This window comes from Mycobacterium sp. MAA66 (assembly GCF_041261665.1).
In the GTDB taxonomy this organism is placed as follows: domain Bacteria; phylum Actinomycetota; class Actinomycetes; order Mycobacteriales; family Mycobacteriaceae; genus Mycobacterium.
Genome location: NZ_JBGCCC010000013.1, coordinates 55,191 through 76,482 on the forward strand (window position 1 = coordinate 55,191; position 21,292 = coordinate 76,482).

19 protein-coding genes and 1 pseudogene are annotated in these 21,292 nt (G+C 65.1%); 11 read left to right on the forward strand and 9 right to left on the reverse strand.

The window, feature by feature from the left end; translation table 11 throughout:
* Positions 1-35 precede the first annotated feature (35 nt).
* Together ABIA30_RS25135 and ABIA30_RS25140 are read left to right on the forward strand one after the other, a co-directional pair.
* Positions 36-1,196 carry an acyl-CoA dehydrogenase family protein gene (locus ABIA30_RS25135; RefSeq protein WP_370070495.1) on the forward strand — a complete coding sequence of 387 codons (1,161 nt, stop codon included), beginning with the start codon at positions 36-38 and terminating at the stop codon, positions 1,194-1,196.
* Between the two features lie 43 nt (positions 1,197-1,239).
* A complete protein-coding gene (locus ABIA30_RS25140; RefSeq protein ID WP_370070497.1) occupies positions 1,240-1,599 on the forward strand; it encodes a DUF5709 domain-containing protein in 360 nt (119 codons plus the stop codon).
* A 58-nt stretch (positions 1,600-1,657) separates the two neighbouring features.
* On the opposite strand, the gene ABIA30_RS25145 is transcribed toward ABIA30_RS25140, so the two are convergent.
* Positions 1,658-2,533, reverse strand: a complete 876-nt coding sequence (locus ABIA30_RS25145) for an LLM class flavin-dependent oxidoreductase (protein WP_370070499.1) — start codon at positions 2,531-2,533, stop codon at positions 1,658-1,660.
* A 78-nt stretch (positions 2,534-2,611) separates the two neighbouring features.
* Positions 2,612-3,811: a diiron oxygenase gene (locus ABIA30_RS25150; protein ID WP_370070501.1), complete on the reverse strand. Its 1,200-nt coding sequence runs from the start codon at positions 3,809-3,811 to the stop codon at positions 2,612-2,614.
* Positions 3,812-3,993: 182 nt separating this feature from the next.
* Between ABIA30_RS25150 and cobF the strand changes: the two genes are divergently transcribed.
* Entirely contained in the window at positions 3,994-4,776 is a 783-nt protein-coding gene (gene cobF / locus ABIA30_RS25155) for a precorrin-6A synthase (deacetylating) (RefSeq protein WP_370070503.1), read from the forward strand.
* The gene (locus ABIA30_RS25160) at positions 4,773-5,162 is read left to right on the forward strand and encodes a phage holin family protein (RefSeq protein ID WP_370070505.1); all 390 of its coding nucleotides are present in this window, start codon (positions 4,773-4,775) and stop codon (positions 5,160-5,162) included. Before cobF ends, ABIA30_RS25160 begins: the two co-directional genes overlap by 4 nt.
* Before the next feature lie 11 nt (positions 5,163-5,173).
* Here the strand turns inward: ABIA30_RS25160 and ABIA30_RS25165 are convergent, their stop codons facing one another.
* On the reverse strand, positions 5,174-6,748 hold the full coding sequence (locus ABIA30_RS25165; RefSeq protein WP_370070507.1) for an FUSC family protein: 1,575 nt from the start codon (positions 6,746-6,748) through the stop codon (positions 5,174-5,176).
* Between the two features lie 228 nt (positions 6,749-6,976).
* Here ABIA30_RS25165 and ABIA30_RS25170 point away from each other — a divergent pair.
* Together ABIA30_RS25170 and ABIA30_RS25175 are read left to right on the forward strand one after the other, a co-directional pair.
* Positions 6,977-7,219, forward strand: a pseudogene (locus ABIA30_RS25170) (DNA-formamidopyrimidine glycosylase family protein); the annotation flags it as partial.
* 147 nt (positions 7,220-7,366) lie between these two features.
* Positions 7,367-7,840 carry a zinc finger domain-containing protein gene (locus tag ABIA30_RS25175; protein WP_370070588.1) on the forward strand — a complete coding sequence of 158 codons (474 nt, stop codon included), beginning with the start codon at positions 7,367-7,369 and terminating at the stop codon, positions 7,838-7,840.
* On the opposite strand, the gene ABIA30_RS25180 is transcribed toward ABIA30_RS25175, so the two are convergent.
* A complete protein-coding gene (locus tag ABIA30_RS25180) occupies positions 7,841-8,407 on the reverse strand; it encodes a chorismate mutase (protein ID WP_370070509.1) in 567 nt (188 codons plus the stop codon).
* 76 nt (positions 8,408-8,483) lie between these two features.
* Here ABIA30_RS25180 and ABIA30_RS25185 point away from each other — a divergent pair, with 76 nt between their 5' ends.
* Entirely contained in the window at positions 8,484-9,233 is a 750-nt protein-coding gene (locus tag ABIA30_RS25185) for an SDR family oxidoreductase (protein ID WP_370070511.1), read from the forward strand.
* Positions 9,234-9,313: 80 nt separating this feature from the next.
* On the opposite strand, the gene pgi is transcribed toward ABIA30_RS25185, so the two are convergent.
* Entirely contained in the window at positions 9,314-10,981 is a 1,668-nt protein-coding gene (pgi, locus tag ABIA30_RS25190) for a glucose-6-phosphate isomerase (protein ID WP_370070513.1), read from the reverse strand.
* Between the two features lie 71 nt (positions 10,982-11,052).
* The gene (locus ABIA30_RS25195) at positions 11,053-11,358 is read right to left on the reverse strand and encodes a chorismate mutase (RefSeq protein WP_370070515.1); all 306 of its coding nucleotides are present in this window, start codon (positions 11,356-11,358) and stop codon (positions 11,053-11,055) included.
* Positions 11,359-11,620: 262 nt separating this feature from the next.
* Here ABIA30_RS25195 and pcrA point away from each other — a divergent pair, with 262 nt between their 5' ends.
* Positions 11,621-13,945, forward strand: coding sequence for a DNA helicase PcrA (pcrA, locus tag ABIA30_RS25200; protein ID WP_370070517.1), 2,325 nt, complete (start codon positions 11,621-11,623; stop codon positions 13,943-13,945).
* Between the two features lie 13 nt (positions 13,946-13,958).
* Here pcrA and ABIA30_RS25205 read toward each other — a convergent pair whose 3' ends face one another.
* Together ABIA30_RS25205 and ABIA30_RS25210 are read right to left on the reverse strand one after the other, a co-directional pair.
* Positions 13,959-14,546: a hypothetical protein gene (locus tag ABIA30_RS25205; RefSeq protein ID WP_370070590.1), complete on the reverse strand. Its 588-nt coding sequence runs from the start codon at positions 14,544-14,546 to the stop codon at positions 13,959-13,961.
* A gap of 156 nt (positions 14,547-14,702) precedes the next feature.
* The gene (locus ABIA30_RS25210) at positions 14,703-15,776 is read right to left on the reverse strand and encodes a M23 family metallopeptidase (RefSeq protein WP_370070519.1); all 1,074 of its coding nucleotides are present in this window, start codon (positions 15,774-15,776) and stop codon (positions 14,703-14,705) included.
* Between the two features lie 258 nt (positions 15,777-16,034).
* On the opposite strand from ABIA30_RS25210, the gene sucC reads away from it, so the two are divergent.
* The 3 genes from sucC (at position 16,035) to ABIA30_RS25225 (ending at position 19,785) form a co-directional block, all read left to right on the forward strand.
* On the forward strand, positions 16,035-17,198 hold the full coding sequence (gene sucC, locus ABIA30_RS25215) for an ADP-forming succinate--CoA ligase subunit beta (protein WP_370070521.1): 1,164 nt from the start codon (positions 16,035-16,037) through the stop codon (positions 17,196-17,198).
* Between the two features lie 15 nt (positions 17,199-17,213).
* Positions 17,214-18,116, forward strand: a complete 903-nt coding sequence (gene sucD / locus ABIA30_RS25220) for a succinate--CoA ligase subunit alpha (protein WP_370070523.1) — start codon at positions 17,214-17,216, stop codon at positions 18,114-18,116.
* 139 nt (positions 18,117-18,255) lie between these two features.
* Positions 18,256-19,785 (forward strand): acetyl-CoA acetyltransferase, encoded by a 1,530-nt coding sequence (locus tag ABIA30_RS25225; protein ID WP_370070525.1) that lies wholly within the window; start codon positions 18,256-18,258, stop codon positions 19,783-19,785.
* Between the two features lie 532 nt (positions 19,786-20,317).
* On the opposite strand, the gene ABIA30_RS25230 is transcribed toward ABIA30_RS25225, so the two are convergent.
* Complete coding sequence (locus ABIA30_RS25230) at positions 20,318-21,169, reverse strand: LLM class F420-dependent oxidoreductase (protein WP_370070527.1); 852 nt, start codon at positions 21,167-21,169, stop codon at positions 20,318-20,320.
* Positions 21,170-21,292: the final 123 nt, after the last annotated feature.

Sequence of the window (21,292 nt, forward strand, 5' to 3'; positions counted from 1 at the left end):
GTATAGTGCGCCGACAACGTCAGTGAGGTAGATCAATGTCAGAGTTGTTCCCCGGTTACCGGGCCACTTGGGAGACCGATCAGCACCGCGAGTTGCGCCGGCACGCCGCGGAATTCCTGCGCAAAGAAGCCACACCGAACCAGGAGCGCTGGGCCAAGAACCATCAGGTCGACCGTGAGTTCTGGAACAAGCTCGGCGACGCCGGACTGCTGGGCCTCGACTTGCCCGAGGAGTACGGCGGTGCCGGTGGTGACTTCGGCATGTCGGCCGTGGTGGCCGAAGAGTTTGCGTTGGCCCAGGATTCGGCTTCCGGCTGGTCGGTGCACTCGCCGATCGTCGCGCACTACATCAATACCTACGCCGGCGTGGAACAGAAGGCCCGCTGGATGCCGAAGATCATCAGCGGTGAGACGGTGCTGGCGATTGCGATGACCGAGCCGGGCACCGGCTCAGACCTGCAGGCGGTACGCACCACGGCCATCCGCGACGGCGATCACTACGTCATCAACGGGTCAAAGACGTTCATCTCCAACGGATCCCTGTGCGACATGGTGGTGATCGTGGCCAAGACCGATCCTGCGCAGGGGGCGGCAGGAGTGTCGCTGATCGTCGCTGAGATCAACGATCTACCAGGCTTCGAACGCGGCCGGGTGCTGGAAAAGGTGGGCCAGCATGGGCAGGACACCCGCGAGCTGTTCTTCACCGACATGCGGGTACCGGTGACCAATCTGCTCGGAGCGCAGGAAGGGCTCGGCTTCTACCAGTTGATGGAGCAGTTGGCCCGCGAACGGCTCACCATCGCATCGATCTGTGCCGGCATGGCCGAGTCCGCGGTGCTGGAGGCCATCAAGTACACCAAGGAGCGCGAGGCATTCGGCAAGCCGCTGATCAAGTTCCAGCACAACAGGTTCCAGCTCGCCGAGCTCAAGGCCGAGGTGCTTTCCATCAAGGCGACGGTGGACTACTGCATCCAGACCTACATCGATGGTGGCTGTGATCCGGCCATCGCGTCGATGGGCAAGCTGATCGCCGCCGATCGGGCCGTCGCGGTGGTGGACCGTTGCGTGCAGTTCTTCGGCGGCTACGGCTACATGATGGAGTACCCGATCGGCCGCGCCTACGCTGCCGCCCGGGTGAACAAGATCTACGGCGGCACCAGCGAGATCATGAAGGAGATCATCAGTCGCTCGCTCTGACATCTCACTCGCGACGGTCGGCATTCCGTGGCAAGGTGATGCCATGAGCGGTCTGGGTGAGTACAGCGTCGATGACGAAGATCAGCTGACGCAGGAGGACATGCTGATCGATCGTGGCGTCGACGACCTCCTGGACGAGGGCTACGAGCCGCCGGATGTCTGGCGTGAACCCCGGGACCACGAGACCCTCGACGAATTGCTTGCCGAGGAAGAACCTGATCCGGCAATGGAACTCGACGATCCGGACGAACAGGCCGGCGACGACGAGGTGGGCGACGCGCGGGCCGGACGACTGGTCGCGGTGGATCAGGACGGTGAACTGCTCGGCGGTGACGTCGGTATCGACGGTGGTGCAGCGTCGGCGGAGGAAGCCGCAGTGCACATCATCGACATCGACTCGTAGCGCTCCGTCGCTGCGGTCTGCGCCGCGATCGACGAGAGTCCGTTCGGGCCGGGACCGGTCAGACCTTGGCGATGACGTTCTCGGCGAACATCTCCATGTGCTTGATCTTCTCGTCCAGCGGCTGGGTGTCCTGTCCCATGATGTAGGGCACCCGGAAACCGACGATGACGTCGGTGACGCCCTTGTCCTCCAAGCGTTTCACGCCGTCGACGGTAAACCCGTCGATGGAGATGACGTGGATCTCGAATTCCTCGGCCAGCCCGATTCGTTCCTCGGATTCGCGGTATTGCTGCAACTTCTTCAGCAGCGGATCGAGTTCGGCGGGGTCACCGCCGCCGTGCATCCAGCCGTCGTTGCGGGCAGCTCGCCGCAGCGCGGCTTCGGCGTGACCGCCGACCAGGATGGGCACCGGCTTGGTCGGCGCGGGGGTCATCTTGGTGCTGGGGATGTCGTAGAACTCGCCGTGGTACTCGAAGTAGTCGCCGGAGGTGAGGCCTCGGATGACGTCGATGCATTCGTCCATCCGCTTGCCGCGCCGCGCGAACGGCACGCCCATGACCTCGTAGTCCTCCGGCCACGGGCTGGTGCCGACGCCCAGGCCTAGACGGTTGTCGAACAAGGCGGCCAGCGAGCCGGCCTGCTTGGCGACCAAGGCCGGCGGCCGGATGGGCAGCTTCAGCACGAAGATGTTGAAGTGCAGGTTGGTCGTGACGGCCGACAGCGCGCCGATCAACGAGAACGACTCGATGAACGACTTTCCGTCCAGAAACTCGCGGTTCCCGTCCTCGGTGTAGGGATATTTCGAGTCCGAGACTTCCGGGTAGGCGATGCTGTCCGGGATGGTCATCGCGTGGTATCCGGCCTCGTCAGCGGCTTTCGCCAACGGGATGTAGTACTGGGGATCGGTCATGGCTTCCGCATAGGTGAACCGCATGACGACCATGTTAGAACGTGTTCTAGTTTTGCGTGCCAGGACGGTCGGATTGATTACCGCGGCATGGGCCTGACCGGGTTATGCCAGCGGGAAGGGCGGTAGGCCGGTTCCGGTCACCGAGTAGCCGCCCTGCTGACTGTGTTCGCTGACCCGCGCCGTCGCATTGCGCTCACCCACCGCAACGGTGATAGGCCCGCGAGGCAGTTCTTCCAGCGATTCGAAAACCGTTCCTCGCCAATGATATTGACCATCGATCGGATCGAGATGTCCGGCCAGCCGGACCCGTGTGCTGCGGCCGTCAACGGTTGCCGGCCCGTCGTAGAGGTCCTCGGTGTCGGCGATCTCCACCCGCTCCAGAGACTTGTCAATGGAACCATTCGGCAGGAACCCGGTGCGCCGCCACAGTCGCCGCGCGATCGGGCCGAGCAGTCCGACCTCGTCGAGGAACGCGGCCAGCGGGGCGAAACCGGCGATCTGCGTCTCGATCCGGTGCGGGGAACGGCGGGCCATTCGCCGGGCCGCCCGGGCGTCCAGGCCGACTCGGCTGTACTGCACCTTGTTGGTGAACAGGAACCGGAAGAACAATCCACCGATGCCGTTGACGTTGCCCACCCAGAATCGTTTCCACCACGACATCTGCGGCGTCCGCTTACGCAGCCCGTCGCGGGCGAACTGAATGTGGCGGGCCTCCTCGGTGACGTGAATCCGCATCAGCCGCTGCACCATTGGTTGCAGCTCCGGGTCATCCATCATCTGGCGCTGCAGCGAATCGAAGATCTCCTCGCCGATCAGTGCGGCGACCCAGAGCACCGAGCCCCGAAAGAAGAACGGCAGCGCGTTGATGACCATGCGCTGATACAGCTTGGGCCGCACCGGGTCGGCGCCCACCTTCTCGATGGCCTTGCCGAACATCACCATGTGCCGGGTTTCGTCGCCGAGTTCCGTCAATTCGTAATGGGTGGCCGAGGCCGTGGGATCCTGATGCATCATTTTGCGCAGCAAGGCCTGGTTCAGGATGTTCTCGAACCAGATGCCCGCAGAGAGCGTGTTCACCAGTTCCTGGCGGGACAACTCGATCTGCTCGGCCCGGCTCATCGCCTCCCAGATCGGGGTGCCGTAGAGCGACACCACTTTCGGTGGCAGGAAGTACTTGTCCGAATCGAGGGGCGCGTCCCAGTCGATATCGACGACCGGGGCATACGACTTTCGTACCGAGCCCTTGAGCAGACGATCGGCGAATTCCGCACGTGTTGTCTGGCCCTTGACCGAAGCTGTCATCGTCGACATCCCTTCGAAGTGTCCTGTCCATCGAAGCTACGTCCGGTGGAGGCAGTTAGTCAATACCCCGGGTACCGGATACTCGCGGTTCGTGGAAATCGACGAAATGGGCGCTTCTACCGCTATTTTCGGCCAGTCCGACCGTTTGGGCGGGATATCGCGGCCCCGATACCCTTCCGTGCATGCGCACCATTCATGTCATCGGTATCGGCGCGGGCGACCCCGACTACGTGACGCGGCAGGCCATCGCGGCGCTCAACGACACCGAGGTGTTCTTCGCCATGGACAAAGGCGGCCGGACGCGAGGAGGAAATGAGGCAGGTGGCAAAGACGATCTGGTCGCGCTGCGCCGGTTGATCTGTGAACGATTCATCGAAACGCCGGGATACCGGTTCGTGGAACTGCCGGACCCGCAAAGGGCCAGGGCCGCGGACGGTCCGGCCTATCACGATGCTGTCGCGCAATGGCATGCCGCGCGGGCCCGGTTGTGGGCGCAGGCCATAGAGACCGAACTCGGCGCCGACGGGGTCGGTGCGTTCCTGGCGTGGGGAGATCCATCGCTCTACGACAGCACCCTGCGCATCCTGGACCGGGTCGCAGAACATGTCGAGTTCGAGTTCGACGTCATCCCGGGCATCACCGCGATTCAGGCGCTCACCGCTCGACATCGCATACCGCTCAACGATATTGGCGAGCCGGTGTTGATCACCACCGGTCGTCAATTGCGCGAGCACGGGCTCGACGGCGCCGCTGTGGTGATGCTCGACAGCGAGTGTTCGTTCTCCGGCTGCGCGCCCACCACCCGGATCTGGTGGGGCGCCTACCTCGGCACGCCCGACGAAATTCTGATCGCCGGCACCGTGGGAGGAGTTGGGCAGCAGATCGCGGCGCTGCGTGCCGAGGCACGCCAGCAGCACGGCTGGATCATGGATATCTATCTGCTGCGGGCAGACTCGTCGGCATGACTTCGTTTCTGATGCGCGCCGGCCTGACCGGGGCGGCGCTCTGGCTGGTCACCCGAACGGTGCGGGGTATCTACTTCATCGGCGGCGAGACCACTGCCCAGCGGATCGGCATCGTGTTCGTCGTCGCGGTGATCTTCGGGCTCGTCAATGCGTTCATCAAGCCCGTGGTCAAGCTGCTGTCGCTGCCCCTCACCATCGTCACGCTGGGGTTGTTCCACATCGTGATCAACGCCTGGATGCTGTGGCTCACTGCGCGCATCACCGACCGCACGACCCACTGGGGCCTGTACATCGATCACTTCTGGTGGACCGCGATCTGGGCGGCGATCCTGCTGTCGATCTTCAGTTGGGCGCTGGGGCTGGTGCAGCGAGCCTGGGAGCGCTGAGCGCCGACTACTCAGCCGCGCTCGAGCGCCCAGCACGCGGCCAGGGTCTGGTACGCGCGATGCTCGGTCGCGGCCACCGTCGGCCACAGCCGTTCGGCCGCATCGCGTTGTGCCGGTGACCCGCCGACCGCCAGTTGGTAGGTGTCGAGCATCGCCATGGCTCGCATTTGCAGGTCCCGGCGTTCGGTGCGCGCGGCCGGGGCGGTGACCGCCCCGGACTGCAAGTGCACGTCCGTCGCGGCTATCGCCTCAGTGGTGGCCGCGATGGCTGCGGTCACCGGTGCCGGGCCTCGATTGCGAATCGCGATCCGGTACACCAGAAGTGCTGCAGCACAGCCAATTACCGTGTCCAGGCCGCGGGCCAGCAACAGTTCCCCGACATCGGGAACCGGGTGTCCGCCGGACGCGATGGTCAGCGCCGCCGGGGTGATGAAAATGGCGGCGATCGCGTAATTGCGGACCACGAACATCTCGATGGTGAACTGGAGCACCGCGACCACGCCGACGAGAAGCAGGCCTTGAGGGTGCCAGGCCAAGATCAAGCCCGCGAGGCCCAACCCGATCCAGGTGCCGACCAGCCGTTCGGCACCGCGTTGCAGCGTACGGTTCCAGTCGAATCCCTGGTGCAGCATGAGCACTGCGGTGGCCATCGCCCAGTACGCGTGGTCGATGGACAGGCCCACCGCGACGGCACCGGACAGTGCCACCGCGACCCCTACCCGGAGCGCCAGCCGCAGTGACTCCGATCCTGGCATCACCGCACGGCGCAACAGCGTGAGATTACTGGGCCGGCCCAACGGCGGGGTGCCGCCTGGGTCGATATCCGCGAATGACTGATCGTCGATATCCGGCGGTACAGCACCGCTTTCGTGGGCCGTCATGGCGGCGGCGAAAACCCGGTGCAATCGGTGGTTCTCGGCGCGCAACTGGTGCAGGGTGCTGTCGGGCTTCGGCCGTTCGGGCTCGAAGTTGACCAGCGTGACCCACGCCTGATGCAGCGCTCGCGCCGCCCGATGCCGCTCCTCGCTGCCCGGGCTCTCCAGGTACTCGATGATGGCGGCCCGGGCAGTGTCGACCGCTGCGTACTCCGGCCCTCGCAGCCGCCACAATGCTCCGGCCATGTGGGCCAGCCAGGCGCAGGCCCCGCCCGCGCCGACCAGGGCGCCGATGTGCCACGGGCTCAGGTGGGTGGCCGCTGTCGCGGTGCCCGCGGCACAACCCAGCATGAACATATAGGCGCCGGGCGGGCCGACGCTGAGCGCGTTGCACACCAATACGGCCAGTACCGCGATGACGGTGATGGTCACCAGGCCCAGCCATGGAATCTGCGCGGCCCAGTCGCCCAGCGCCACTGCGAGCGCGAAACATGCTGCGATTGCCGCGAGATAAGCAGACCGGTTCAGATACGGACGGCCGCTGCCGTACAGGGCGGTGAATGCGCCGATGGTAGCGATCAGCCCGGCGCTGGTGTCGCCGCAGCGCCAGCCGACGAGCACCGGGACCGCCATGCAGATCCCGGCGCGCAATGCGAACCGCCATCGCCCCGGGGCGGGGCTGAGCTGCAGCATTCGCTCGATCACCGCCATGGCCTCGGCTCCCCGACTGGGACGTTGTTCGTGCGGGCCACCTCGCCCACTACCAGCGCCTGTCCCTCGTCCGCTCCCGTCCTCCGCCACACGCCGACGATATCGGCGAGCAGCGACTCCGGCACCGCGGGTACGTCGGGCGAAGTCGGTGCTCGCGGGGCGATTGCCCGCGACGAGCGACAACTGATTGCGCCTGCCCGGCTGACCGCGGCCTGACACTATGGAGCCATGCCGGAGCTACCCGAGGTAGAGGCGTTGGCCGATCACCTGCGTCGCCATGCGGTCGGCCTGCCGGTGGGACGGGTCGACGTGTCCGCTCTGTCGGTCCTCAAGACCTTCGACCCGCCACTGTCGGCGCTCGGTGGTAACCAGGTGACCGGGGCCAACCGTTGGGGCAAGTACCTGGGCTTGCAGGTGGGGGAGTTGCACCTGATCACTCACCTGTCCCGGGCCGGCTGGCTGCGCTGGTCGGAGAAGTTGGCCGCCGCACCGCTGAAGCCGGGCAAGGGGCCGATCGCGCTGCGCGTCCATCTCGGCACGCCCGGGGCGGCACCGGGCTTCGACCTGACCGAGGCCGGCACCCAGAAGCGGCTGGCCGTGTGGCTGGTCACCGATCCGATGGCGGTGCCACAGATCGCTTCATTGGGTCCGGACGCGTTGTCACTGGGGCCGTCCGAACTGGCGGCGGTGCTGGCGGGCAACACCGGCAGGATCAAGAACGTCATCACCGACCAGCGGACCATCGCCGGCATCGGCAACGCCTACAGCGACGAAATCCTGCATACCGCAAGGCTTTCACCATTCGCCACCGCGGGTAAATTGACCGACGAGCAGCTCGGTGCCCTGCACGACGCCATGATCACCGTGCTCACCGATGCGGTGACCCGGTCGGTCGGGCAGCAGGCGGCAACGCTCAAGGGGGAGAAACGTTCGGGCCTACGCGTGCACGCCCGAACCGGTCTGCCGTGCCCGGTATGCGGTGACACTGTCCGCGAAGTATCGTTCGCGGACAAGTCTTTTCAGTATTGTGCGACCTGTCAGACGGGCGGCAAGGTGCTGGCGGACCGGCGGATGTCCAAGCTGCTCAAGTGATCAGCCGCAGTACAGGCGAGTGGCCAGCGAGAGGGCCTGCTGGTACATCGGGTCGAGTCCGCGGGCGGCGATCACCGCGCCGCGGGCGTCGTTCAATGTTGTCGCGCAGTTAGGACCATGCAGGACAGCCTGATTGGCTGCCAGCGCGGCGACCATGGTCTGGTCGAAACCGTCGATGGCGGCGCGGGACTCGGACAGATCCGGCGCATGGGCGGGCGCGCTGGCCGGGTCCAGCTTCCATTGACTGAATCGGACGTATTCGATGCCTTCGGTGGCGTTGATCTGATCGGTGAACACCCGGCGGACGTACGCCTCGTCGAGTCCGTGGTTCTTGCCATCGGCGTCGACCGAATCGAGCACCTGGACGACCCGCTTGGTGTCGTCGATCAGGTCGCCCTTGACCCACTTGGTCGCCGCGACCGGTTCGGCGGTCTGCAGTCGGGCCGCGGCGGTATCGACCAGTTGGAACAGCGGATTGGGCGGGGTGGCCGGATCCGCGCCCGCCGGCGGAGCGATCACAGATGTCGTACCAACGATGACCCCGGCTGCCAGCACAGCGAATCTCATGGTGACTGATCTTCGCTCATCGGGCGGCTCCAGACCCTCGGTTTCGCCACCTGTTCAACGTGGTTACGCTCCCGAGATGACTCGGCAGAGAATCCTCATCACCGGCGCGAGCTCCGGCCTGGGCGCGGGAATGGCTCGCCAATTCGCCGCAAAGGGCCGTGACCTGGCATTGTGCGCTCGACGGCTGGACAACCTGGAAACGTTGAAGGCTGAGATCGTCGCGGCGTATCCCGGGGTCCGAGTGACCGTCGCTGCGTTGGACGTCAACGATCACGACCAGGTGCCCAAGGTATTCGAGGAGCTCTCCGAGGAACTCGGCGGCATCGACTGCGTCATCGTCAACGCCGGCATCGGCAAGGGCTACCCGCTCGGTGGCGGAAAACTATGGGCGAACAAGGCCACCATCGAAACCAACCTCGTCTCGGCGCTGGTGCAGATCGAGACGGCGCTGGAGATGTTCAAGAAGGCCGGCCACGGACACCTGGTGCTGGTGTCCTCGGTGCTCGGCAACGTCGGGGTGCCCGGATACAAGGCGGCGTATGCGGCGAGCAAGGCCGGCGTCACCTCATTGGGCGAGTCGTTGCGCGCGGAGTACCCCTGCGGGCCGATCAAGATCACCGTGCTCGAGCCTGGCTACATCGAGTCGGAGATGACGGCGAAGTCCAACTCCACCATGCTGATGGTCGACAACGAGACCGGTGTGCGCGCGATGGTCGACGCCATCGAGAAGGAGAAGGCGCGCGCGGTCGTACCCGGCTGGCCCTGGTGGCCATTGGTCGAGCTGATGAAGCTGGTGCCCCCGCGCTTCACCAAATACTTCGCTTAGTTCCCTGGCCGAGCAGACATGAAATCCCCTGAAACTGAGCCTTTTTAGGGGCTTTCACGTCTGCGCGCGCAGACGGTGACTCAGGCGGTGCGGCCACGCTCGGTGCGGTAGCGCCGCACCAGTGCATCGGTTGAGCTGTCGGACTGCTCGGCGGGGGAGCCGTCAGATGTGATCACCGGCAACAAGGCCTTGGCCTGGGTCTTGCCCAGCTCCACGCCCCACTGGTCGAACGAGTCGATACCCCAGATGACGCCCTCGGTGAACACCTGGTGCTCGTACAGCGCGATCAGCTGACCGACCACCGACGGGGTCAGCTTGGTCGCCAAAATCGAAGTGGTGGGCCGGTTTCCGGGCATCACCTTGTGCGGGACCACGTCCGCCGCAGTGCCCTCGGCCGCGATCTCCTCGGCGGTTTTCCCGAAGGCCAGCACCTGCGTCTGCGCGAAGAAATTGCTCATCAGCAGGTCATGCATGCTGCCGGTGCCGTCTGCGGTGGGCAGGTCATCGGTGGGTTCGCTGAACCCGATGAAGTCCGCCGGAACCAGTCGGGTGCCCTGGTGCAGCAGTTGGTAGAAGGCGTGCTGGCCGTTGGTTCCTGGTTCGCCCCAGAAGATCTCACCGGTCGCGGTGCTGACCGGCGTGCCGTCTGCACGTACGGATTTTCCGTTGGACTCCATGGTCAACTGCTGCAGATAGGCCGCGAACCGGGCCAGATCGTTGGAGTACGGCAGCACCGCACGGGTCTGGGCGTCGAAGAAATTCGAGTACCAAAGACCGATAAGGCCAAGCAGCGCAGGGGCATTCGCTTCCAGCGGCGCGGTGCGGAAGTGTTCGTCGACCAGATGGAAGCCGGCCAGGAACTCGTCGAACCGCTCACGGCCGATCACCGCCATGACGCTCAGTCCGATCGCCGAGTCCACCGAGTACCGGCCGCCGACCCAGTCCCAGAAGCCGAACATGTTGGCGGTATCGATACCGAACTCGGACACCAGTTTTGCGTTGGTGGAGACCGCGACGAAGTGTTTGGACACCGCGTCATCGCCCAGCGACGAGACCAGCCAGCGCCGGGCGGCGGTCGCGTTGGTCAACGTCTCCAGTGTCGAGAAAGTCTTGGAAGCGACGATGAAAAGTGTTGCCTCCGGCCGTAATCCGTCGAGCTTGGCCACCAGGTCGGCGGGGTCGACGTTGGAGACGAACCGGGCGGAGATGCCGGCGTCGGCGTAGTGCCGCAACGCTTGATCAACCATCACCGGTCCAAGATCGCTGCCGCCGATGCCGATGTTGACCACCGTGGTGATCCGTTCGCCGGTGGCGCCGGTCCACTCGCCGCTGCGCAGCTTGTCGGTAAACGTTCCCATGGCATCGAGCACCGCATGCACGTCGGCCACGACGTCTTGGCCGTCGACCGCGAGCTGAGCGTCGCGCGGCAGTCGAAGCGCGGTGTGCAGCACGGCGCGGTTCTCGGAGGTGTTGATGTGTTGTCCGGCGAACATCGCGTCGCGGCGGGCTTCCAGGTCGGCGGCGCGTGCCAGGTCGACCAGCAGGGTCAGGGTCTCGCGGGTGACGCGGTGCTTGCTGTAGTCGATGTAGAGGTCACCGACTGTCAGTGTCAACTCCCGGCCGCGTTGTGGATCCTGCTCGAATAGTTCCCGCAGCGTCGCTGAACCGGTCGCGGCGTGATGTGCGTCCAGGGCATGCCAGGCCGGCGTCGTCGAGATATCGGGGATCTGGGTGTGATCGGCTGCCATGCCCAAACCCTAGTGTGACGCCGACAACGGCGTCGTAGATGTGGGGTGTACAGACGGTGCCGAGCGGGGAATCAGTGGCCGAGGCGGCCGCGCCCCATCTGCAGCAGCAGCATGGCCAGGTTCTTGCCCTCGGGCCCCAGGACACTGTAGCGCTCGATCACCTTCATTTCACGGCTGTGCACCAAACGGGTACCGCCGGAGGCCATCCGGGCCTTGCCGATCAACTTGGACACCTCGGTGCGGCGTTGTACGGCCGCAAGGATGGTGGCGTCGAGTTGGTCGATCTCCAGACGCAAGTCATCGATGTTCGTAACGGACTCGGTTGCCGCGTTGTCTGTGGACATGGGTTCCTCGCTGTTGGTGGGTTCTGGTGTCATCCGATGTCGGGCCTCACACAACAAACGAGCCCCGGATCGCCGATGCGGACCACGGGGCTGAAGGGAAGCGGCTAGACCCCGGGTACCGCTGACCGATACCCGTAAAAAAATCGCCGCCGCGCATTGAGCACGTTCGCAAGTGTGCCATTGCGGCCAGTGCCAGCGCAAAGAGGTGAGCGGAGCGACGGGGAATGCCTGAGGGGCGAGCGGAGCGACGGGGAATGCCTGAGCTGTCGGTCTGCAGCGGTAGGTTTGACGTGATATGACGAGCGCAGCCCCCGACACCGATCAACTTCTGGACGGCCTCAACCAGCAGCAGCGACAGGCGGTGCTGCACGAAGGTTCGCCATTGCTGATCGTCGCCGGGGCCGGCTCCGGCAAGACCGCGGTACTGACCCGGCGGATCGCCTACTTGTTGGCCAACCGCGACGTCGGCGTCGGCCAGGTGCTCGCCATCACCTTCACCAACAAGGCCGCCGCCGAGATGCGTGAGCGGGTGGTCCAGCTCATCGGCCCCCGGGCGAAGTCGATGTGGGTATCGACCTTCCACTCCACCTGCGTGCGCATCCTGCGCAACCAGGCCTCGCTGCTGCCCGGGCTGAACTCCAACTTCTCCATCTACGACGCCGATGACTCGCGGCGGCTGCTGATGATGATCGGCAAGGACATGGGGCTGGACGTCAAGCGGCACTCGCCGCGGATGCTGTCCAACGCCATCTCCAACCTGAAGAACGAGCTGATCGACCCGGCGCAGGCCGCCGCGGAAGCGACCGAGGCCGAAGAGGACCTGCCCCGCATCGTGGCCGAGGTCTATGCCGAATACCAGCGTCGCCTGCGGGCGGCCAACGCGATGGACTTCGACGACCTGATCGGCGAGACGGTCGCTGTGCTGCAAAGCTTTCCGCAGATCGCGCAGTACTACCGGAGGCGGTTCCGGCACATCCTGGTCGACGAGTACCAGGACACCAACCACGCCCAGTACGTGCTGGTGCGCGAGCTGGTCGGCTACCACGCACCCGAGGGGGCCGACGAGGTGCCGCCCGCCGAGTTGTGTGTGGTGGGTGATGCTGATCAGTCCATCTATGCCTTCCGCGGCGCGACGATCCGCAACATCGAGGACTTCGAACGCGACTTCCCGAACGCGACAACCATTCTGCTGGAGCAGAATTACCGATCGACCCAGAACATCCTGAGTGCGGCCAACGCAGTGATCAGCCGCAATGCCGGGCGCCGGGACAAGAAATTGTGGACCGACGCGGGCGAAGGCGAGCTGATCGTCGGCTACGTCGCCGACAACGAACATGACGAAGCCCGGTTCATCGCCGAGGAGATCGACGCGCTGGCCGGTAAAGACGGCATCACCTACAACGACTTCGCGGTCTTCTACCGGACCAACAACTCCTCGCGCGCCGTCGAGGACGTCTTGATCAGAGCGGGTATCCCGTACAAAGTTGTTGGGGGAATGCGCTTTTACGAGCGCAAGGAGATCCGCGACATCGTCGCCTACCTGCGGGTGCTGGACAACCCCGGCGACGCGGTGAGCATGCGGCGCATCCTGAACACCCCCCGCCGCGGCATCGGTGACCGTGCCGAAGCATGCGTCGCTGTCTATGCCGAGAACACCGGCGCCGGCTTCAACGACGCACTGCAGGCCGCCGCCGAGGGCAAGGTGCCGATGCTGAACTCCCGCTCGGAGAAGGCGATCGCCAGTTTCGTCGAGATGCTCGACAGCCTGCGTGGCGGGATGGACGGCGAACTCGGCGACCTCGTGGAGACCGTGCTGGACCGCACCGGATATCGCCGTGAGCTGGAGGCATCCAGTGACCCGCAGGACCAGGCTCGCCTGGATAACCTCAACGAATTGGTCAGCGTCGCACACGAATTCAGTATCGACCTGGCCAATGCCCAGTCTCTGCGTGAAGAAGAACTGGACGAGGACATCCCCGATACCGGTGCGCTGGCGGCATTCCTTGAACGGGTGTCACTGGTGGCCGACGCCGACGAACTGCCCGAGCACGGCGACGGCGTGGTCACCATGATGACCTTGCACACCGCCAAAGGCCTCGAATTCCCGGTCGTTTTCGTGACGGGCTGGGAGGACGGCATGTTCCCGCACATGCGGGCACTCGGAGATCCGACCGAACTGTCCGAGGAACGGCGCCTCGCGTATGTCGGCATCACCCGGGCCCGTCAGCGGCTGTACCTGAGCCGGGCCAAGGTACGGTCGTCTTGGGGGCAGCCGATGTTGAACCCGGAATCCCGCTTCCTGCAAGAGATTCCGCAGGAACTTATCGACTGGCGCCGGGTCGAGCCGCCTCCGTCGTTGTCCGCTTCGGGCCGCTATGGCCAAGGGGGACAGGGCGGCGGCTTCGGCGCGCCGCGGCCGTCACCCATGCGTCCGGCGCCCAACCGCAACAAGCCGTTGATGGTGCTGGCCCCGGGCGACCGCGTCAGTCACGACAAATACGGTCTGGGCCGGGTCGAAGAGGTCAACGGCGTGGGGGAGACGGCGATGTCGCTGATCGACTTCGGCAGTGCCGGGCGGGTCAAGCTGATGCACAATCACGCGCCGGTGCAGAAACTGTAAAGCGTTGGGTGCGCTAGCTTTTGGTGCACCAACGCCCGGTTGCCGGCAGCGACGCCAGCGCGATGCCTGCCACCGGCAGCACGGGGATGGCGTAGGCGATCGGCGGCAACGTAGCGCCTGCGACGAACAGGCTCGCGAAGATCATCAGGGCGACCACCGAGCCGACCACAACCAGGATCCGGCCGGTGCGACGGCGCAGCAGCACCGCGATCTGGCCGCCGATGGTTGCGGTGGCCGAGACCGCAGTCAGGAAACCGACTGCGACACAGAACAATCGGTCGATGTGCCAGTATCCGGCGATCAGGGTGGTGGCCATCACCGCGGTCGCCCACCCACTCAACACCGATGCGGTCGCGGTGGCGCACGCGGCGGTCAGCTCAGCCGGCGGTTTCGGGACAGACCGTGACGATGTGGTGGGTCGGGGTGGCGGAGTTGATGCGATGGCCGAAGTGGGCGGCGCGTCGATGACCGGCATGGACCCGGTGGGGGTGCGCCGAATGATGCTGGTCGGCGGGGCGGAGGGGTCGGTCACCGGGATCCGGCCGGTCGGCGTCCGCCGGATCAGACCCGTCGGCGCATCGGAGTCGGGAACCTGAGCGATCAGGCCGGTCTTGTCGTCGGCTTCCGACTGCTTGATCAAGCCGGTCGGCGCGTCGGGCTCACCAGGCTGCTTGGCCAAGCCGGTATGCACGGCATCCGATTGACTGCCAAAAGTCTGGGAGAACAACCCGGCGGAGTCGTCGCCGTCGCTCACAGCTCAGCCGACGTAGGTGCCGGGGCTCAGGCCGCGCTCGGCCAGCCATGGCACAGGGTCGATCCGACGGGTGCCGCCGAGCAGAACCTCGAAGTGGCAATGCGGACCGGTCGAATTACCGCGATTGCCGATCGTGGCGATCTGATCGCCCGCCATGACGCGCTGACCAACCGACACGACCCAGGTGTTGACATGGCCATACAGCGTCACGGTGCCGTCGTTGTGGCGGATCTTGACCCACGCGCCATAGCCGGCGGTCGGGCCGACGTCGACCACAACACCGTCGGCCACCGCCACGATGGGTGTGCCGATGGCGTTGGCCAGGTCGATACCGCCGTGCAGCACGCCCCAGCGGTAGCCGAAGCCCGAGGTCCATACGCCCCTGGTCGGCATCACGAACAGGGGGCGAGCCAGTCGGGCCTCGCGCTCGGCGCGCTCCTGCGCAAACGCGGCACCGTTGGCGAGTTCCTGGTCGTGCACGGCGGAACTGGCGGCAGCGGGCTCGACCGAGACGATCTGGATGCCGTCGGTCGTCCCGTCAGCGATGGTTGCGTGGTCGGCGGCCAGGGTGGTGCTCGTGCGCTGATCGGCGCTGGTCATCATCGAGTAACCGGCCGCGGCGGTCGCGCCGATGGCCATGGCAGCGGCCACCAACCGACCCTTGACCGGGCCGGCGCCGTCGAACTTGCGATGCAGTCCGCGACGATCCCGCATGTCGATGACGTCGGTGTTGGCCATCCCGTCACTGGTGTCGGTATGGCTGTCGCGATATGCGCGGGCAGACATCCGCTCCGAGCCCGAGGGCAGCTCGAACTCGGCGGGGACGGTCAGCTTGACCGGTTCCTGGTCATCAGCGTCATGGAGGTCGTCGAGTTCGGGAGCGGAGTTGACCAGCGCATCGCGATCGAACGCGGCGTTGTCAGAAAAATGCAGGTCAGTCAGCTTGCCGAACTCGTTGAACGGGATGATGTCGGTGACCTCGGCGGCGTTGACCGGGATGTTCGTCAGAGGTTTGGCGGCGCTGCGTCCAATCGTCGACTCCCTTTCAGGAGTGGAAGACGAAGTCTGCTCAGCCAACGAATGATCCTTAGGTGCCGTTATCTTACCGTGATGAAGACCTCAAAGACGGTAACGAAAATCCGATGATAGTGGCAACCTATCGAAGTATTCCCGCGCGAATGTGACCCGTCTCACCTATTGGGACCAGGTGAGATGTGCCACATGGTCAGTAGGCGGTGCAAGCTACTCATAAGTACATGGTTAGAGTGCCGAGCGAGCCAGTGCGGCCCAACGCTGAAGTGAATTCGACCGTCAACGCAGACAGACAGTGAGCTCATGGATCTCTTCGAATACCAGGCGAAAGAGCTGTTCGCCAAGCACAACGTACCTACTACGCCGGGCCGGGTGACCGACTCTGCCGAGGATGCTAAGGCCATCGCCGAGGAGATCGGCAAGCCCGTAATGATCAAGGCGCAGGTCAAGGTCGGCGGCCGCGGCAAGGCCGGTGGCGTGAAGTACGCCGCCACCCCGGAGGACGCCCTCACCCACGCGCAGAACATCCTCGGCCTGGACATCAAGGGCCACATCGTCAAGAAGCTGCTCGTTGCCGAGGCCAGCGACATCGCCGAGGAGTACTACATCTCCTTCTTGCTGGACCGCTCCAACCGCACCTACCTGGCCATGTGCTCGGTCGAAGGTGGCATGGAGATCGAAGAGGTCGCCGCGACCAAGCCCGAGCGCCTCGCCAAGGTCCCCGTGGACGCCGTCAAGGGTGTCGACCTGGCCTTCGCCCGTTCGATCGCCGAGCAGGGCCACCTGCCCGCCGAGGTGCTCGACGCTGCCGCGGTGACCATCCAGAAGTTGTGGGAGGTCTTCGTCGGCGAGGACGCCACCCTGGTCGAGGTCAACCCGCTGGTGCGCACCCCCGACGACCAGATCCTGGCGCTGGACGGCAAGGTCACCCTGGACGCCAACGCCGACTTCCGGCAGCCCGGTCACGCCGAGTTCGAGGACCGCGACGCGACCGATCCCCTGGAGCTCAAGGCCAAGGAGAACGACCTCAACTACGTCAAGCTCGACGGCGAGGTCGGCATCATCGGTAACGGCGCCGGTCTGGTCATGTCGACCTTGGACGTCGTCGCCTACGCCGGCGAGAACCACGGCGGCGTCAAGCCCGCCAACTTCCTGGACATCGGCGGCGGCGCCTCTGCCGAGGTGATGGCCGCGGGTCTGGACGTCATCCTGAACGACAGCCAGGTCAAGAGCGTGTTCGTCAACGTGTTCGGCGGCATCACCGCCTGTGACGCGGTGGCCAACGGCATCGTGGGCGCGTTGAAGAAGCTGGGCGACGAGGCGAACAAGCCGCTGGTCGTGCGCTTGGACGGCAACAACGTCGAAGAGGGCCGCCGCATCCTGGCCGAGGCCAACCACCCACTGGTGATCCAGGCCGAGACCATGGACTCCGGTGCCGACAAAGCCGCCGAGCTGGCGAACAAGTAAGGGAGCAAGAAGAAAATGTCTATCTTCCTGAACAAGGATTCCAAGGTCATCGTCCAGGGCATCACCGGCGGCGAGGGCACCAAGCACACCAAGCTGATGCTCAAGGCCGGCACCCAGGTCGTCGGCGGCGTGAACGCCCGCAAGGCCGGCACCACCGTCTCCCACGAGGACAAAGACGGCAATGCCGTCGAGCTGCCGGTGTTCGCTTCGGTTGCCGAGGCCATCAAGGAGACCGGCGCCGACGTGTCGATCGCCTTCGTGCCGCCGGCCTTCTCGAAGGACGCGATCATCGAGGCCATCGACGCCGAGATCCCGCTGCTGGTGGTCATCACCGAGGGCATCCCGGTACAGGACAGCGCGTATGCGTGGGCCTACAACGTTGAGAAGGGGCAGAAGACCCGGATCATCGGCCCCAACTGCCCGGGCATCATCACCCCCGGTGAGGCGCTGGTCGGCATCACGCCGAACAACATCACCGGCAAGGGTCCGATCGGTCTGGTGTCGAAGTCCGGCACGCTGACCTACCAGATGATGTACGAGCTGCGCGACCTCGGCTTCTCCACCGCCATCGGCATCGGCGGCGACCCGGTCATCGGCACCACCCACATCGACGCCATCGAGGCGTTCGAGAAGGACCCGGAGACCAAGATCATCGTGATGATCGGCGAAATCGGCGGCGACGCCGAGGAGAAGGCCGGCGCCTACATCAAGGCCAACGTCTCCAAGCCGGTCGTCGGCTACGTCGCGGGCTTCACCGCTCCCGAGGGCAAGACCATGGGCCACGCCGGCGCCATCGTGTCCGACGGTGCCGGTACCGCTCAGGGCAAGAAGGAGGCCCTGGAGGCTGCCGGTGTGAAGGTCGGCAAGACCCCGTCCGAGACCGCCAAGCTGGCCCGCGAGATCCTCGAGAGCCTGTAGGCCCCAAGCAGTTTCCGCAATGCCCCGCGCTGTCATGGCGCGGGGCATTGTTTTTTCCGCCGACCTGGTGGGACGTGATTGTGAGCTGACCAGGCCAGTCGGTTAGCCTGTCGAATTAACAGGTGTCAGGAGGTTTGTAATGGGTGTCGATCCACGTACACCGGTGATCGTCGGTGTCGGCCAGTTCACCGAGCGCCTGGAAGACCCGGACTATCGCGGCATGTCGTCCGTGGAACTCGCGACGGAGGCGGCCCAGACTGCACTGCGCGACACCGGGGTCGATGTCGCTGCCGTGGCGGCGGCGATTGACACCGTCGCCGGCACCCGGCAGTTCGAGATCTCCGGCCGCACCCCGGCGCCGCTGGGCAAATCCAACAACTATCCCCGCTCGGTGGCCCGCCGTATCGGCGCCGATCCGGCTCGTGCCGTGCTGGAAGTCATTGGTGGACAAAGCCCCCAGCACTTGATCACCGAGTTTGCCGGGGAGATCGTGGCCGGCACGGCTGACGTCGTGATGGTCATCGGCTCTGAAAACACTTCGAGCCTGCGGTATTTCGACGGTCGTGACGACAAGCCCGACCACGCCGAGACCATCGACGGGCAGTTGGAAGACCGTGGCTACGGGTACGACGGCATTTTCGATGAGTACACCGTTCGGCACGGGCTGATCGGCGCCCCGGTGCAGTACGGCCTGCTCGAGAACGCGCGCCGTGCCCGGGTCGGACTGTCGGTGGACCAATACCGCCAGACCATGGGAGAGCTGTTCGCCCCCATGTCGAAAGTCGCTGCCAAGAACCCGTATTCGTCGGCCCCGGTGGAGCGCAGTGTTGACGAGTTGGTGACCGTCACCGACAAGAACCGGATGATCTGCGACCCGTATCCACGACTGATGGTGGCGCGCGATCAGGTCAACATGGGCGCGGCCGCACTGGTGATGTCGGTCGAGGCTGCGCGCAAACTCGGTGTGCCGGAATCGAAGTGGGTGTACCTCCGTGGCCACGCAGACATGAAAGAGCAAAAGCTGCTCGACCGCCCCGATGTCGGCGCCAGCCCGGCATCGGTGCTCGCGGTGCAGGAAGCGTTGCGGGTGGCCGGAATTGGCCTCGGGGACATCGCGGCATTCGATCTGTACAGCTGCTTCCCGTTCCCGGTGTTCAACATCTGCGACGGTGTCGGCCTGTCGGTTGACGATGCGCGTGGGCTGACGTTGACCGGCGGCCTGCCGTACTTCGGCGGGCCCGGAAACAACTACTCATTGCATGGCATCGCCGAGGTTGTCACTCGAATGCGGGAAACGCCAGGGAGATTCGCGCTGATCGGCGCGAATGGCGGTATCGCCAGCAAGTTCTCGGTGGGCATCTACTCGACCGAGCCCGCCGACTGGGTGCCGGACCGCAGCGCCGAATTGTGCGCAGAAGTGTCGTCGTGGCCGACGATTGCAGTCACCGAGTACGCCGACGGGCCGGCGACCATCGAGACCTATACCGTGCGTTACGACTGGACGCCGTATACCGGCATCATCATCGGGCGCCTGGATGCCGACGGCAGCAGGTTCCTGGCGACCACCACCGACGATGCGTTGATGGCGGTACTGCGCGACGGTGAGCCGCTCGGTGCGCGGATCGTCGTCACGGCGACCGACGAGGGAAACCGGGCTACGCCGGCCTGATCAATCGGACGGGTGATTACGGAATCGTCTGTGCAGCACCTGTCTTGATACGCCCAATATCCATGTTCGTATTGCGTTGTGGCGCTGGCTAAGTTGTCGCGGGCCTCGGCCAACGCGCGCCTGCTGATTCCGCCGAATACATCGGCGACAATCGGGTCGGGCTGTGCAGGCTCATCGTCGAACGACCAATCGTCGTCTTCGTCGTCCAAGCCGTTGGCCAGTCGGAACGCTGTGCCGGCCGCGTCGACCTCGTCGCGGGTCGGCCGGGGTTCTTGGCGCTCGAACCACCGACGCTCGGCAGGCTTGGCCATTGTGGTGTTCCCTTCCGGAGTCGGCGACTGCGGAAAGTATGCGATGAAGGGCCGACACGGGTGGGATGTCGGACCTGTCTCGGGTGGAGTTCGGGCTGGGCGCTGTCAGCATGTGTTGACAATGTCAACACATGCTGACAGTCGCGGCTCGAAGGGTGCCTACACACCGGCGGGCGGAGAGTCTGGCGGCGTGCACAGGGGCGGTGCCCAGTGTTCGTGGCTCAGATCGCGAAATCGCGCAGCTTGCCGGCCAGTCGCTCGACGTATGCGGACACGGTGGCCTCGTCCTTGTCGGGCAATCCGAACAGCACCTCGGTGACGCCAAGGGACTTCCAGTGCGCCAGCTTGTCGGCGTCCGGCTTGAAATCGAGAGCGACGATCTGCGGCGCACCAGATCGGTCGGCAGCGGCCCAGGTGTCCTGCAGGAGCTTCACCGGCTCATCGATGTCGAAGTCGCGCGGCGTGGTGATCCAGCCGTCGGCCGACCTGGCGATCCATTTGAAGTTCTTCTCGCTACCGGCCGCGCCGACCAGCACCGGGATGTGCGACTGCACGGGCTTCGGCCACGCCCATGACGGACCGAACTTCACGAACTCACCGTCGTACTCGGCTTCTTCTTCGGTCCACAGCGCACGCATCGCCTCGATGTACTCGCGCAGCATGGTGCGGCGCCGCCCCGGCGGCACGTTGTGGTCGGTCAGTTCGTCGGTGTTCCAACCGAATCCGACGCCGAGCGATACTCGGCCGCCGGACAGATGATCAAGGGTGGCAATGGATTTCGCCAGGGTGATCGGGTCGTGCTCGACCGGCAGCGCCACCGCGGTGGACAACCGCACCCGTGAGGTCACCGACACCGCCGACCCGAGCGATACCCACGGATCCAGCGTCCGCATGTAGCGGTCGTCCGGCAGTGTCTCGTCGCCGGTGGTCGGGTGCGCGGCTTGGCGCTTGATCGGGATATGAGTGTGTTCGGGCACGTAGAAGGTGGTGAAGCCGTGATCGTCGGCGAGTTTTGCGGCGGCTGCCGGCGCAATCCCTCGGTCGCTGGTGAAAAGTACGAGCCCATAGTCCATACCCAGAATTAGAACGTGTTTCAGTATCGGGGCGCAAGGGTGGGTGGGTGAAAACCTGTCACAGGGCGACCACCTGGGATTTTGGTGGGCGACGACCTTGCCGGAAGTTCGCTGAACACAGTC